This window comes from Brevundimonas aurifodinae (assembly GCF_040195595.1).
Taxonomy (GTDB): Bacteria; Pseudomonadota; Alphaproteobacteria; order Caulobacterales; family Caulobacteraceae; genus Brevundimonas; species Brevundimonas aurifodinae.
The window spans coordinates 84,667-99,172 of the sequence record NZ_JBEGDD010000011.1 but is presented as its reverse complement, the minus strand read 5'-3'; the positions used below and the strand labels follow the sequence as shown (position 1 = coordinate 99,172).

The following is a 14,506-nucleotide window of genomic DNA, read 5'->3' as shown; positions in this document are numbered from 1 at the left end:
CATCAGATACGCAGGACGCCGCGATTGGGCGCATCGGAAAAAACAGGGTGCGAACCGTCTGAATAGTGCGAAATCCGTCGATGTCTTGCGAAGGCCGACGCCCGCGCCAGACCACAGTAGCGGGCACCTACGTCAGAATCGGACGTCGGCGCTGAGGCGCGTCGCAATGTCGCTCATCGCGCGGAGGCGATCAGGGAGCCGCAGTTGGCGTCCTCGGCCAGGCCTGGTTCGACGAAGGCGAACAGGGCGGCGACGGGCGCGACGACCGCCGCCAGCAGGCCGGTGAGGCCCGCCTGGGCGACGGTCGAGCCGGTGTCGATGCCGACGCTGGGGCCTGTGAGGGGGCCGCGGATCAGGATGGGCGTCCAAAGGCGAAGCAGCCGGGGCCGTTTGCTTTCGCCGTCGATCTTCAGGTCCATCTGTTCGGTGCCGAGGTTGATAGTGCCGGACCCGCTGGCCAGGACGACGTCGGTGTCGATGACCAGGGTGCGCGCCCGCGCCACGCCGTTGGCCACATCGAAGTCGGCGACGCCGCAGCGGATCGTGCTCTGGGACTCGTCGCCGCGCAGCAGGCGTAGCAGCCCCGCCGAGGCGTTGACGCCCAGGAGTTCAGCGAAGGCCGTCCGCATCTGACCCTGGGGCACGACGAGGCTGATCGAGCCCCTGGATGCGGCGGCGAAGTCGTGGATCGAGGCCCCCGGGCCTTCCAGCCGCGCCCTGCCGAGCGCCCGGCCGGTGAGCGGCGCGACGCCGTTCCGGGCGGGGATGATGGACTCCAGCGGATAGCCGGCGAGCCGGAAGTCGATGGCGCTGTAGGGGCGGTCCCGGGTGGCGTTGATCCGCGCCGTGCCGTTCAGTTCGCCCCGGTTGAAAGCGAAGGAGACGGGATCGAGGTCCAGAATCCCGGCCTCGAGGACAGCGCCCAGCCGCACCTGTCTGACATCGAGGTCGTTGGCCTTCACCGAGACCGCCCGATAGGTCAGCTGTCCGTCCATGGTCCGCAGGCGATCGACCTGGAGACTGGCGTCCGGCAGCAGCCGCCCCGGCGCGCCGCCCGAGCTGACCGTGGTCGTTTCCGTGCCTGCGTCGTTGGTCCGGGTCGATCCCCCCAGAATGGCGATGAGGTCGTCCAGGTCGAGCCGCCGTGATCGGAGATCGGCGCGTACATTCAGCCGTTCGCCGCCCTCGACCCGGACGTCACCGGACAGGTCCGACGCCCCGACGCGTCCGTCGAAGTCCGCGAAGGTCCAGATCCGGTCGTCCCGGGTCAGAGTGCCCGCCAGGCGATAGGGCGGGGTGTTGGGCAGGGCGATCCGGGTCAGGTTGTAGAGGTCGTTCAGATCCTGGCCCCGCAGCGACAGGGTGGCCTGGAACTGCCCCAGATCGAACGGGCGGGTGATCGACCCATCGGCGATCAGCTGTGACCGAGCGCCCTCGACCGTGGCCTTGAAGGCGTAGGGACGATCGCGGCGGATGTTGATGAACGGCCCGCCCTCGATCCGCAGTGTCAGGGGGGAACCTTCGATGGTCCCGTCGCCGGTCAGAAGGAAGCCGGTTTCACCCTCCGTCGCGCCCGTCGCCTCTCGCGCCGTGAGCTGAGCCTCCAGGGTGATGTCGCGTCCCTGTTCGTCCAGGCTCAGCCGGCCGTCTTCGATGATCAGACGGTTGATCGGCGGCAGCTTCAGGCCCTCGCCGTCGTCGGGCCTGTCGGGGTTCAGATCCCAGCTCCGGCGGCCGTCCTCGGTGACGATCAGAACGGCGCGAGGGCGGGTGATGGCCAGGAGCGGCATCTCGATCCGCCCCGCCAGCAGAGTTCGCAGCCGGACGCTGGCCTCGATCCGTTCCGCGGTGACGGTGTCGCGATCCCTTGCCCAGGCAGGGCCGCCGAATCGCAAGTCCTGGACCACCACAGACGGGGTCCAGCTGAAAAGCTTCACATCCACATCGCCCCGCAGCGCGATCTCGCGATCATATTCCGCCGAGGCCCAGCGTCCGATCGGACCCCGCAGCCAGTTCCAGTCGAACAGGGCCAGAAACAGCACGATCGCCAGGACGAGCGCGAGGGTGACGGAGGCGGCGATCGTCTCCGCCTGGCCGGGTCGGCGAAAGGAGCCATAGACGGGGTCGTTCGCCACGACCCAGTCGCGCCAGGCCGATGCGCGACCGCCGACCGGAGCCAGACGGCGACCGACAGCACCCCGCCAGGCCTCGGGCCGCCACCCCTGGGGCGGCCTCAGATGTCGGAACGGATTGCTCGGCACGGGGCCACAACGCGCGAGACCGGGTGGCGGGCCCATCCCGCGTCAAGATGACAATGCCGCCAAATGTCATCCGTTTGCGACGTGTTTGTCTTATTTTCTTTACATGAGAGAAAACCGGCGCATTATTGCTCCGGACCCTGACTTAATCCGGGCCTTTAGGAGGTGCCCGCCATGAACCGTTCGACCGTTTTCGCCGCCGTCCTGACGCTGGCCGCGTCCGCAGCCCTGCCCGCCCTGGCCCAGCAGGAGGAGACCCGTTTCCCCACTCAGGCGCCGCCCGAGGCCCAGCGTGTCGTCATGATGTGTGACAATGACGACGCCACCCGCAGCGCCTTCCGTCGGGAGCACGGCCAGGCCCCGACCTTCGTGACCGCCGAGGAGGCGCTTCGCGCGCGTGCCGAGAACCAGCGTTGGGAAGCGCCCCGCTGTATGACCGAGCGCGAGCACGCGCGGCTGGTCTCGACCCTGACCGCCTACGCCTCCGTCCGATAGAGCGAGACTACCCCTGGGCGCCGCGGATCGCCGCGGCGCCCGCCGGGGGCGCGATCACCGCCGCGAACAGCACATAGGCCGTCAGCAACGCCATCGCCGGCCATGGGCTGAGCCCTTCGGCCGCGCGCGTCAGGGCTCCGGCTCCGAACACCACCGGCGGGATGAACAGCGGCAGCACCACGATCGCGATCAGCAGGCCGCCCCTCTTGGCCCCCAGGGCCAGGGCCGCGCCCAATGCCCCGGTGAAGGCGAACCCCAGACCGCCGATCAGCGCGGCCAGCATCGTCAAGGGGGCCAGATCGATGGATTGACCCAGAGCCAAGGCCGCGATCGGGGCGGCCAGGGCGAGCGGCAGTCCGGTCGCCAGCCACTGGGCGGCGGCCTTGATGGCCACGACGGCCTCCAGCGACAGGGGGCCGAGCGCCAGCAGATCCAGCGCCCCGTCCTCCAGATCCCGCTCGAACAACCGCTCGAGCGACAGCAGGGACGCCAGCGCCAGGGCCAGCCAGGCCACGCCGGCCGCGACGGGGCGCAGGGTGGCCAGATCGCCGCCTGCCGCCAGGGGCACGATGGTCGTCAGACAGACGAAGAACCCGCACGCCAGCAGCGGGCCGCCGCCGCCGCCCCAGGCCAGGGCCAGTTCTCGCCGGAACAGGATGACGACCGCGCTCATCGGGCCGCTCCGACGTCGACCGATCGCGCGGGGATCGGGAGAGGGTCGTGGACGGCCGCCAGAATCAGGCCGCCGCCGTCGAGGTGACGGGTCATCAGCGCGCCGACCGCCTCGCGCCATCGGGCGTCCAGGGGGCTGAGCGGCTCGTCGAGCAGCCACAGGGCGCGGGGGGCGGCGATGAGGCGGGCCAGGGCGAGGCGGCGACGCTGGCCGGCCGACAGTTTGCGGACCTCGAGATCCAGCAGGGGCCTCAGGCCGAGAGTCTGGACAGCCTCGTCGACGCCGCCATGGACCTGGCCCAGCCAGCCGGCCTGGAAGGCGAGCTCTTCGCGCGCCGTCCGGGCGCCTTTCAGACCTTCGAGGTGACCGAGCATGTGGACCTGCCGGGCGCGGGCCTCGGTCGGATCGATGGCGTTGGCGTCGGCGTCGTGGAAGGCGACCTCGCCCGTCTCGGGCCGGATGAAGCCGGCGACCGCGCGCAGCAGGCTGGTCTTGCCCGCGCCGTTGGCCCCGGTCAGGGCGACCGCCTCGCCGGCGTTCAGCGTCAGCGACAGGTCGCGGAACAGGGTGCGCTCTCCGCGGGCGAGGGTCAGGGAGGCGAGGGAGAGGGAGTGGATCACGGTCTTCTCCCTCCCCCTCGGGGGAGGGTCGCTGAGCGCAGCGAAGCGGGGTGGGGGCGGCGAGGCGATATGCAGCAGACGTATCCCTGGATTGCCTTGCCCTCCCCACCCGGTCTCCGCTGCGCTGCGACCACCCTCCCCCGCAGGGGGAGGGAGAGGTTGCGCGCCCGCTGCCTGCGACCCGTTCTCAATGTCCACACGCACATCGTGGACTCATGGACGGCTTGTCCGACCACGGCTATATCCCGCCTCGCCGCAGCAGGCTGTCGCCGCGCGCGCCGGGGACCTGTGCGCCCCTGCGATCGCCGCGAGACGGCGCGACCGGATGTCCGGGCGGCTGAACCAGAGGACCACTCCCATGCCGTCAGTCGACAGCCTTTCCACCCGCCGGGACATGACCGTCGGGCGCAAGAAATACGCCTATTACAGCCTTCCGGCCGCTCAGGAAGCGGGACTTGAGGGCATCGACCGCCTGCCGCGCTCCATGAAGGTGCTGCTGGAGAACCTGCTGCGCAACGAGGACGGCGTGTCCGTCACCGAGGCCGACCTGCGCGCCGTCGCCGCCTGGACCCAGAACAAGGGCTCGGTCGAGCACGAGATCGCCTTCCGCCCGGCGCGCGTCCTGATGCAGGACTTCACCGGGGTTCCCGCCGTCGTGGATCTGGCCGCCATGCGCGACGCCATGAGCGCGCTGGGCGCCGACGCGACCAAGATCAACCCGCTGGTGCCCGTCGATCTGGTCATCGACCACTCGGTCATGGTCGATCACTTCGGCACGCCGGGCGCCTTCGCCCAGAACGTCGAGCGCGAGTATGAGCGCAACATCGAGCGCTACAACTTCCTGCGCTGGGGGTCTTCGGCCTTCAACAACTTCCGCGTGGTGCCGCCGGGAACGGGCATCTGCCACCAGGTGAACCTGGAAAACCTGGCCCAGACCGTCTGGACCGTGGCCGAGGGCAAGGCGACCGTCGCCTATCCCGACACCGTGGTCGGCACCGACAGCCACACCACCATGATCAACGGCCTGGCCGTGCTGGGCTGGGGCGTCGGCGGCATCGAGGCCGAGGCCGCCATGCTGGGCCAGCCGATCCCGATGCTGATCCCCGAGGTCGTCGGCTTCAAGCTGACCGGCGCCATGCCCGAGGGCACGACGGCCACCGACCTGGTGCTGACCGTCACCCAGATGCTGAGGAAGAAGGGCGTCGTCGGCAAGTTCGTCGAGTTCTTCGGCCCGGCGGTCAGCGGCCTGACCATCGAGGACCAGGCCACCATCGCCAACATGGCCCCGGAATACGGTGCCACCTGCGGCTTCTTCCCCGTCAGCCAGGCCACCATCGGCTATCTGACCGCCACGGGCCGCGACAAGGCGCGCGTGGCGCTGGTCGAGGCCTATGCGAAGGCGCAGGGCCTGTGGATCGACGAGACCTCGGAAGACCCCATCTTCACCGACGTGCTGGAACTGGACCTGTCGACGGTCGTGCCGTCGCTGGCCGGACCGAAGCGCCCTCAGGACCGCGTCGAGCTGACCGTCGCCGCGCCTTCGTTCGAGACGGCGCTGGGCGAGGTGTTCAACCGCGCGCCGGACGCCCCGCGCGCGGCGGTCGAGGGACAGACCTTCGACATCGGCGACGGTGACGTGGTCATCGCGGCCATCACCTCGTGCACCAACACTTCGAACCCCTCGGTCCTGATCGCGGCGGGTCTGGTGGCGCAGAAGGCCAACAAGCTGGGTCTGAAGACCAAGCCCTGGGTCAAGACCTCGCTGGCCCCGGGCTCGCAGGTCGTGACCGACTATCTGACCGCCGCTGGCCTGCAGAAGGAGCTGGACGCGCTCGGCTTCAACCTGGTCGGCTACGGCTGCACCACCTGCATCGGCAACTCGGGCCCGCTGGATCCGGCGATCTCGAAGACGATCAACGAGAACGCGATCGTCGCCACCAGCGTGCTGTCGGGCAACCGCAACTTCGAGGGCCGGGTGAACCCCGACGTTCAGGCCAACTACCTGGCCTCGCCGCCGCTGGTCGTGGCCTATGCCCTGGCCGGTTCGATGCGGATCGACATCACCAGGGACCCGATCGGCCAGGACAAGAAGGGCAAGGACGTCTTCCTGAAGGACGTGTGGCCCACGACCGCCGAGATCGCCGCCATCCAGAAGAAGGCCGTCACCTCGGCCATGTTCGCCAAACGCTATGCCGACGTGTTCAAGGGCGATGAGCACTGGCAGGCGATCTCCGTCGCCGGCGGCCAGACCTACGCCTGGGACGAAAGCTCGACCTATGTCGCCAACCCGCCCTATTTCGAGGGCCTGTCGATGGAGCCCACGCCGGTCACCGATGTGGTCGAGGGCCGGGTCCTGGCGATCTTCGGCGACTCGATCACGACCGACCACATCTCTCCGGCCGGATCGATCAAGACGTCGTCGCCCGCGGGTCAGTATCTGAACGCGCGCGGTGTCGAATCCGCCGAGTTCAACTCCTATGGTGCCCGTCGCGGTCACCACGAGGTGATGATGCGCGGCACCTTCGCCAACATCCGCATCCGCAATCGCATCACGCCCGACATCGAGGGCGGCATGACCAGGCACTTCCCGTCGGGCGACGTCATGTCGATCTATGACGCGGCCATGCGCTACCAGTCCGAGGGCCGGTCGCTGGTGGTGATCGCGGGCAAGGAATACGGCACGGGCTCGTCGCGCGACTGGGCGGCCAAGGGCACGCGGCTGCTGGGCGTTCGCGCCGTCATCGCCGAGAGCTATGAGCGCATCCACCGCTCGAATCTGGTTGGGATGGGCGTGGTGCCGCTGCAGTTCAAGGCGGACGGCTGGACCAAGCTGGGTCTGACCGGCGAGGAGATCGTGACGATCCGCGGCCTGTCCGACGTCAACATCGGCAAGCTGCGTCCGCGTCAGGACCTGTGGGTCGAGCTGTTCCGCCCGTCGGACGGCAAGATGGCGCGGTTCCCCGTGCGCTGCCGCATCGATAACCAGACCGAGCTGGATTACTTCAAGGCCGGTGGGGTGATGCCCTACGTTCTGCGGAACCTGGCCGCTTAGCACTGATGTGTCCTCCCTGTTCGCCACTTGGCGAATGGGGAGGAGACGGTCCGCTAAACCCGCATCGCCTCCGCCAAAAGCCGCGCCTCGGCCGCGCGGCTGGAGCCCTTGCGCCAGGCGACGACGATCTCGCGGCTGGGCGCTTCGGCGGCGAAGGATCGGATGACGACACCGGCGTCGTCGGCCAGACCCGCCCGCACCGCCATGGCGGGCAGGAAAGACACGCCCAGGCCCGAGGACACCATCTGCACCAGGGTGTGCAGGCTGGTGGCGGCGAAGACGTCTTCGCCGCGCGGGGCGTCGATGTCGACGGCGGCCAGCGCCTGGTCGCGCAGGCAGTGGCCGTCTTCCAGCAGGATCAGGTCCTCGCCCCTCAGCGCGCCGGGCTGGATGTCGCCGCCGGACGCGAGGGGATGACCGACGGGCGCCGCGGCGAGGATCTCGTCGTCGCCGATGCGGGCGTGGTCGATGCCCGAGGCGGCGTAGGGCAGGGCGATGACGGCGCAGTCCAGCTGACCGGCCTTCAGCCCCGCGATCAGGCGCGAGGTCAGGTCCTCGCGAATGAACAGCCGCAGCGACGGATAGGCCGCCTTCAGGCTGGGCAGGGTCGCGGGCAACAGGAACGGCGCGACGGTCGGGATGATGCCGAGCCGCAGCCGCCCAGACAACGGTCGTCCGGCGTTCTTCGCCGCCTCGACCAGATCCTCGGTGCGGGCCAGCACGTCTTCCGCGCGGGCCACGGCCTCGGTGCCAACGGCGGTCAGCTGCACGGCGCCTCGCGTGCGATCGACGACTGGGGCCCCCAGCACACGCTCCAGTTCCTGAATGCCGGCCGACAAGGCAGGCTGGCTGACGGACGCGGCTTCGGCGGCGCGGCTGAAGGAGCCATGCTCTGCCAGGAGCTTCAGATACTGAAGTTGGCGAAGGGTCGGGAGCATGCACCCGACATAGGCGTGATCTTGGCTGAGCGCCACAAGCATCGAGCAGGCTTATACCCCGCCGCCCGACCACCGCGCACCCCGGCGAAGGCCGGGGTCCAGAGGCGCATTCGCTGGCTGAGGCTGACTCGCCGTGCCCCCTTTCGACTGGCGGTGTCCGTGATCTGGACCCCGGCCTTCGCCGGGGTGCACGGCAGGGGGAGCAAAAGAAGACCCCCGTCCTTTCAGGGAGGACGGGGGTCGTCAGAGCGTCAATCCCGAAGGCTTACGCCGCCAGCTTCTCGGCGTGCAGGGCGCGCTTGGGGATGTCGTAGCGGTCGTTCTCCATGACCTGGGTCCAGGCCTTGATGAAGGTGTTCAGGAACACCTCCTGAGACTGGCCCTCGGCGAAGACCTCGGCGATGGCGCGCAGCTGGGAGTTGGAGCCGAACACCAGGTCGGTGCGGGTCGCGGTCCAGCGGCGTTCGCCGGTGATGCGGTCCGTGCCGACGAAGGTCTCGTCCGAGGTGTCGTCGACCTGTTTCCAGGCCGTCGACATGTCGAGCAGGTTGACGAAGAAGTCGTTCGTCAGCTGGCCCGGGCGGTCGGTGAAGACGCCGTCCCTGGCGTCCTTGTGGTTGATGCCCAGGACGCGCAGGCCGCCGACCAGGGCCGTCATCTGCGGCGCGGTCAGGCCCAGGAGCTGGGCCCGGTCGATCAGCAGTTCCTCGGTCGGGACGTTGAACTTGACCTGCAGATAGTTGCGGAAGCCGTCGGCGCGGGGCTCGAGGACCGCGAAGCTCTCGGCGTCGGTCTGTTCCGCCGTGGCGTCGGTGCGACCCGGCGTGAAGGGGACGACCACGTCGTGGCCGGCGGCCTTGGCCGCCTGCTCGATGCCGACCGAGCCGCCCAGCACGATCAGGTCCGCGATGGAGACGTTCAGGCCGGACCGGGCCTTGATGTCCTCATAGACGGCCAGGACGCGCGACAGCTTCTCGGGCTCGTTGACGTCCCAGCTGCGCTGCGGCTCCAGCCGGATGCGGGCACCGTTGGCGCCGCCGCGGTGATCGGACCCACGCCAGGTGGCGGCCGAGGCCCAGGCCGTACGGACGAGGTCGCCGACCGACAGACCGGAGGCCGCGATGTGGTCCTTCAGCGTCTTGACGTCGGCGTCGGACAGCTTGGGTCCCATGTGGGCCGGGATCGGGTCCTGCCAGATCAGGTCTTCGGCCGGGACTTCCGGTCCGAGGTAGCGGGCCTTGGGGCCCATGTCGCGGTGGCACAGCTTGAACCAGGCGCGCGCGAACTGGTCGGCGAACCAGGCCGGCTCGGCCCGGAACTTCTCCATGATCTTGCGGTACTCGGGGTCGACCTTGAAGGCCATGTCGGCCGTCGTCATCATGGTCGGGACCTTCTTGCCCGGCGTGTGAGCCGCGGGGGCCAGGGTCTCTGCCGGGTTGCCGACCGGTTGCCACTGCTTGGCGCCAGCGGGCGAGCGGACCAGCTCGTACTCGTGGTCCAGCAGCATGTCGAAATAGGACATGTCCCAGGTGACCGGCGTCGGGGTCCAGGCGCCCTCGATGCCCGAGGTGATCGTATGGTCGCCGATGCCGCTCTCGTGGCCCGAGATCCAGCCGAGGCCCTGAAGGGCGATGTCGCCGCCTTCCGGAGCCACGCCGACCTTGGACGCGTCACCCGCGCCGTGGGCCTTGCCGAAGGTGTGGCCACCGGCCGTGAGCGCCGCCGTCTCGACGTCGTCCATGCCCATGCGGGCGAAGGTGATGCGGATGTCGCGCGCGGACTGCAGCGCCTCGGGCACGCCGCCCGGACCTTCCGGGTTGACGTAGATGAGGCCCATCTGGATGGCGGCCAGGGGCTCTTCCAGGGCCATTTCCTTGTCGGGCTGGATGCGCGTCGGCGCGCCTTCGGAGCCGACCCACTCCTCTTCCGTGCCCCAGTAGACGTCCTTTTCCGGCTCCCAGACGTCTGCGCGGCCGCCGCCGAAGCCGAACACCGGGCCGCCCATCGATTCGATGGCGACATTGCCGGTCAGGATGAACAGGTCGGCCCAGCTGATGTTGGCGCCGTATTTCTGCTTGATCGGCCACAAGAGGCGGCGCGCCTTGTCCAGATTGCCGTTGTCCGGCCAGGAGTTCAGCGGGGCGAACCGCTGCTGACCCGAGCTGGAGCCGCCACGACCGTCGCCGGTCCGGTAGGTGCCGGCCGCGTGCCAGGCCATGCGGATGAAGAAGGGGCCGTAGTGGCCATAGTCCGCCGGCCACCAGGGCTGGCTGTCGGTCATCAGGGCGGTCAGGTCGCGCTTCAGGCCTTCGTAGTCGATCGACTTGAACGCCTCGGCGTAGCTGAAGCCGTCGCCCATCGGGTCGCCGGTCTTGCCGTGCTGATGCAGGATGTCGACCGCGAGCGTGTTTGGCCACCAGTCGCGGTTGGTGCGGCCCAGCAGCGCGCGTTTGGCGGCGGCCTTCTTGCTCGGATCAGACAGGGGTGAGTTTTCGCCGTCCATGGTGGCCTCCCAAGGGTCAAAGATTGACCTTCAGACTACGCCTTCGTGCACGACAAGACCAATCGATTAAACTTGGACAGACGATACACGCAGCTTATCGAGAGGGTGTCCAAGGGCGATCAGTCTTGGGCAGCGGGTTCGCCATATTCGATGAAGCGGACGTAGCGCGTCCAGGCCTGCTGCATGACGCCGTGGACGGCGTCGGCGAAGGCTCCGATGCCCGGGCCCTCGACCACGAACTCCATGGACGCGAGCGTGCCCCGGTTCTCGGGCCCGGCCGAGAAGGTCAGGTCGGCCCGGGTGGCTTTGCCGTTCAATGGGCCCAGGGGCGCGTTGAACCGGATCTGGTCGGGGTCGATCGACACCACCGAGCCATGACGGAAGTCGGTGCCGTCGGCCATCCGCTCGCACCAGCATCCGCCGGGCTGAAAGGCCAGGGACAGGTTGGCCGCGTCGCCGGTGTAGCTGTGGGCCGGATCCCACCAGGCGGGAACGTTCTGGACGGCGTCGATGACGTCCGCGCGCGACGCCTCCAGCCCGACGGCGAAGCGGAGGGTGAAGGTGTTGTCGCTGCGGGACACGATCTCGGCGACGGCGGGGGTCGCGCCTGACAGGGCCGCCATCAGAACAAGGGCACCGATCCTCATAGCGATCTCCGTCATCCTCGGACTTGATCCGAGGATCGGACCTTCAGGTCACTGGACGCAGACTAGGACGCGCCGAGCCGCGGTTCAACGATCCAACGCGCGGCGCATCCGATCCTCGGATCAAGTCCGAGGATGACGATTGGGGCAGTTCAAGCCGCGTCGAACGTAAGGGGCGCGCCCCAGAACTGGGCGACCAGGTCCGACTGTGCGCCGGGCCGGCCCGTCGTCAGGAAGGTCCGGCGGCCGGTATCGCCCAGGCCGTATTCCGGATGGCGCTGGAAATAGCGATCCAGGGCGTCGGCCACGGCGCTGGGCTGGTGGATCACCGGCGTGCCGGGCGGCAGGGCTTCGGCGAAGATGTCGGCGACGATCTCGTAGTGGGTGCAGCCCAGGATGGCCTTGTCGGGATGGCGACCGATGCGACGACGCAGGGCGTCGACGTGGTCGCGCACGACGACGGTCAGCTCCTCGGCCGGGGCGCCCAGTTCGATCAGTCCGGCCAGGCCCGGGCAGGGCTCGGAGAAGACCGCGAGGTCCTCGCGCCGCTTGTCGATCTCGATCTCATAGACGCGGCTCATGGCGGTGGCGGCGGTGCAGAAGACGCCGGTGATCTCCAGGGCCTCGATCTTGTCGCCCCCGAAACGTTCACTGCGTTCGGCCTCGAAGCTCCAGGGCAGGCCGGTCGCCGCCTCGATGGTCGGGACGATGATGCCCAGCACATTGACCGCACGGCCGTGCCGGGCCCGCGCCTCGGGCACCCAGGTCTGCTGCAGGCGGCGAAGGGCGATGGCCGAGGCGGTGTTGCAGGCCAGGACGATGACGCTGGCCCCGACCTCGAACAGGCGTTCGCAGCCGGCGCGCGTCAGGTCGACGATCTCCTCGCCGCCGCGACCGCCGTAGGGGGCGTGGGCCTGGTCGGCCAGGTAGATGAAGTCCCTCTGCGAGAACCGCCGGGTCAGTTCGCGGTGGACCGTCAGCCCGCCCACGCCGCTGTCGAATACGCCTATCGCCATACGCAGGGCTGTAGCCTCGGCTTGCCTTGGCGTCCAACGGGTTTAGATGTCGTTCATGCGAAGGTCATGCGAGCCCCACCAGGGTGCCGCGACCCCAGAGAACCAAGAACAGGATGTTCCCATGCAAAGACGCCAGCTCCTTATCGGTGGTGCGAGCCTGATGGCCTTGACCGGATGCGCCAGCGCGGGCGCGATGGGCGGCGGGGCCGCCGCGACCGCCGACGAACTGGCGATCGCCAAGGCGGTGCTGCCGGTGCAGACGCCGCGCGCCGAACTGCTGCAGCCGTGGACCGGCCCGTACGAGGGCGTGCCGCCCTGGCCGTCGGTGACCGCCGACAAGCTGAAGGCCGCCATCATCGAAGGCATCGAGCTGCAGCGCGCCGAGATCGCGGCGATCGCCGGCAACCCCGCGCCCCCGACCTTCGCCAACACCATGGTGCCGATGCAGCTGGCCGGTCAGCCGCTGGACCGGGCGACCTCGATCTTCGGCGTCATGACCCAGAACATCGGCTCGGACGACTACAACGCCGTCGACACCGAGGTGACGCCGCTGCTGTCCGTCGCCGGTGACGAGATCACCTTCAACGAACCGCTGTTCCAGCGCATCAAGACCGTCGCCGACACTGCGCGCGCCGCGGGCCTGACGCCCGAGCAGACCCGCGTGGCCGAGCGCAGCCGCGATGCCTTCATCCGCAACGGCGCGGCGCTGGACGCCGCCGGCAAGGCGGAGCTGGGTCGAATCAACACCGCCCTGGCCAATGCCTTCACCAGCTTCAGCCAGAAGGTCGTCGCCGACGAGAACACCTGGACCCTGATCGCCAATGAGGCCGGAGTGGCGGGTCTGCCCGACTCCAACAAGGCCGCCGCGGCGGGCGCCGCCCGGTCGAGGAACCTGCAGGGCTGGGCCATCGTCAACACCCGCTCCAGCGTCGACCCCTTCCTGACCTTCGCCGACGACCGGGCGCTGCGTCAGCAGGTCTGGACCAAGTTCGTCAACCGGGGCGACAATGGCGACCGCAACGACACCAACGCCCTGATCGCCGAGATTGTGAAGCTGCGGGCCGATCGCGCCCGCCTGCTGGGCTATGGCAACCACGCCGAGTGGCGGATGCAGGACACCATGGCCAGGACCCCGGCGGCGGCCATGGAACTGATGATGCGGGTCTGGGAACCGGCCAAGGCGCGGGTGACCCAGGAGGTCGCCGACATGCGCGAGATCGCCGGGCACGACATCGAGCCGTGGGACTACCTCTACTACGCCGAGAAGGTCCGGAAGGCGAAATACGACCTCGATCAGAACGAGCTGAAGCCCTATTTCGAGCTGAACGCGGTCAAGCGCGGGGCCTTCTACATGGCCGAGCGGCTGTACGGCTTCGACTTCACGCCGGTGCCGGCGGGCAGCGTCCCGGGCTTCCATCCGGACGTCGAGGTGTTCGAGGTCAGGAACAAGTCGGACGGGAGCCACGTCGGCCTGTTCTATTCCGACGACTTCGCCCGCGCGGGCAAGCGGTCGGGGGCCTGGATGACCAGCTATCGCCTGGCCTGGGGCTATGACGGCGGCGGCAACAAGCTGGTGTCGAACAACAACAACTTCACCAAGGCCGAGGCCGGGCAGCCGATCCTGATCTCGCTGGACGACGCCGAGACCCTGTTCCACGAGTTCGGCCACGCTCTGCACTATCTGTCGTACCAGGTCCGCTATCCGGCCCTGGGCAACACGCCGCGCGACTACGTCGAGTATCCGTCCCAGGTGCACGAGCACTGGGTGCTGAGCCGGCCGATCCTGGACGGCTTCATGCGCCACTATCAGACCGGCGAGCCCATGCCCCAGGCGCTGGTGGACAAGGTCGAGGCGGCCGCGACCTTCAACCAGGGCTATGCCACGGTCAGCTATCTGTCGTCGGCCCTGGTCGACATGGACCTGCACACGCGGGCCACGCCGCCGACCGATATCGATGCCTTCGAACGCGAGAGCCTGGCGCGCTACGGCATGCCGAAGGAGATCGTGATGCGGCACCGCCTGCCGCAGTTCAATCACCTGTTCACGTCCGACGCCTATTCGGCCGGCTATTACAGCTATCTGTGGTCCGAGGTCATGGACGCCGACACCTGGGCCTATTTCGAGGAGTCGGGCGACGTGTTCAATCCGGACATCGCCGGTCGGTACAAGTCGATCATCCTGGCGGAGGGCAATTCGTCGGATCGCGGCGAGGCCTATCGCCGGTTCCGGGGACGCAACCCGGACGTGGCGGCCCTGCTGCGCGTGCGGGGGTTCCCGGTCAGCTGAGGTTGGAGTTCGAACCGGTC

The 14,506-nt window shown here is 68.8% G+C and carries 10 protein-coding genes; 3 read left to right on the top strand and 7 right to left on the bottom strand.

All coding sequences use genetic code 11. The features are described from left to right. Positions 1-173 precede the first annotated feature (173 nt). A complete protein-coding gene (locus ABN401_RS13185) occupies positions 174-2,261 on the bottom strand; it encodes an AsmA family protein (RefSeq protein ID WP_349685321.1) in 2,088 nt (695 codons plus the stop codon). Between the two features lie 171 nt (positions 2,262-2,432). Here ABN401_RS13185 and ABN401_RS13180 point away from each other — a divergent pair, with 171 nt between their 5' ends. Continuing rightward, positions 2,433-2,753, top strand: coding sequence for a hypothetical protein (locus ABN401_RS13180; protein ID WP_349685320.1), 321 nt, complete (start codon positions 2,433-2,435; stop codon positions 2,751-2,753). A gap of 7 nt (positions 2,754-2,760) precedes the next feature. Here ABN401_RS13180 and ccmB read toward each other — a convergent pair whose 3' ends face one another. Both ccmB and ccmA read right to left on the bottom strand, forming a co-directional pair. Then, a complete protein-coding gene (ccmB, locus tag ABN401_RS13175; RefSeq protein ID WP_349685319.1) occupies positions 2,761-3,426 on the bottom strand; it encodes a heme exporter protein CcmB in 666 nt (221 codons plus the stop codon). After that, positions 3,423-4,046, bottom strand: a complete 624-nt coding sequence (ccmA, locus tag ABN401_RS13170) for a heme ABC exporter ATP-binding protein CcmA (RefSeq protein WP_349685318.1) — start codon at positions 4,044-4,046, stop codon at positions 3,423-3,425. The genes ccmB and ccmA overlap by 4 nt, the downstream gene beginning before the upstream one ends. 358 nt (positions 4,047-4,404) lie before the next feature. Here ccmA and acnA point away from each other — a divergent pair, with 358 nt between their 5' ends. Further along, positions 4,405-7,098, top strand: coding sequence for an aconitate hydratase AcnA (gene acnA / locus ABN401_RS13165; protein WP_349685317.1), 2,694 nt, complete (start codon positions 4,405-4,407; stop codon positions 7,096-7,098). 53 nt (positions 7,099-7,151) lie between these two features. Here acnA and ABN401_RS13160 read toward each other — a convergent pair whose 3' ends face one another. The 4 genes from ABN401_RS13160 to ABN401_RS13145 all read right to left on the bottom strand — a co-directional run bounded on the left by ABN401_RS13160 (position 7,152) and on the right by ABN401_RS13145 (position 12,199). Continuing rightward, on the bottom strand, positions 7,152-8,036 hold the full coding sequence (locus ABN401_RS13160; protein WP_349685316.1) for a hydrogen peroxide-inducible genes activator: 885 nt from the start codon (positions 8,034-8,036) through the stop codon (positions 7,152-7,154). A gap of 265 nt (positions 8,037-8,301) precedes the next feature. Then, on the bottom strand, positions 8,302-10,539 hold the full coding sequence (katG, locus tag ABN401_RS13155; protein WP_349685315.1) for a catalase/peroxidase HPI: 2,238 nt from the start codon (positions 10,537-10,539) through the stop codon (positions 8,302-8,304). Between the two features lie 119 nt (positions 10,540-10,658). Continuing rightward, positions 10,659-11,186, bottom strand: a complete 528-nt coding sequence (locus tag ABN401_RS13150) for an SRPBCC family protein (RefSeq protein WP_349685314.1) — start codon at positions 11,184-11,186, stop codon at positions 10,659-10,661. Between the two features lie 149 nt (positions 11,187-11,335). Continuing rightward, entirely contained in the window at positions 11,336-12,199 is an 864-nt protein-coding gene (locus ABN401_RS13145) for a glutamate racemase (RefSeq protein WP_349685313.1), read from the bottom strand. A 121-nt stretch (positions 12,200-12,320) separates the two neighbouring features. On the opposite strand from ABN401_RS13145, the gene ABN401_RS13140 reads away from it, so the two are divergent. Next, positions 12,321-14,486 (top strand): M3 family metallopeptidase, encoded by a 2,166-nt coding sequence (locus tag ABN401_RS13140; protein WP_349685312.1) that lies wholly within the window; start codon positions 12,321-12,323, stop codon positions 14,484-14,486. Positions 14,487-14,506 lie beyond the last annotated feature (20 nt).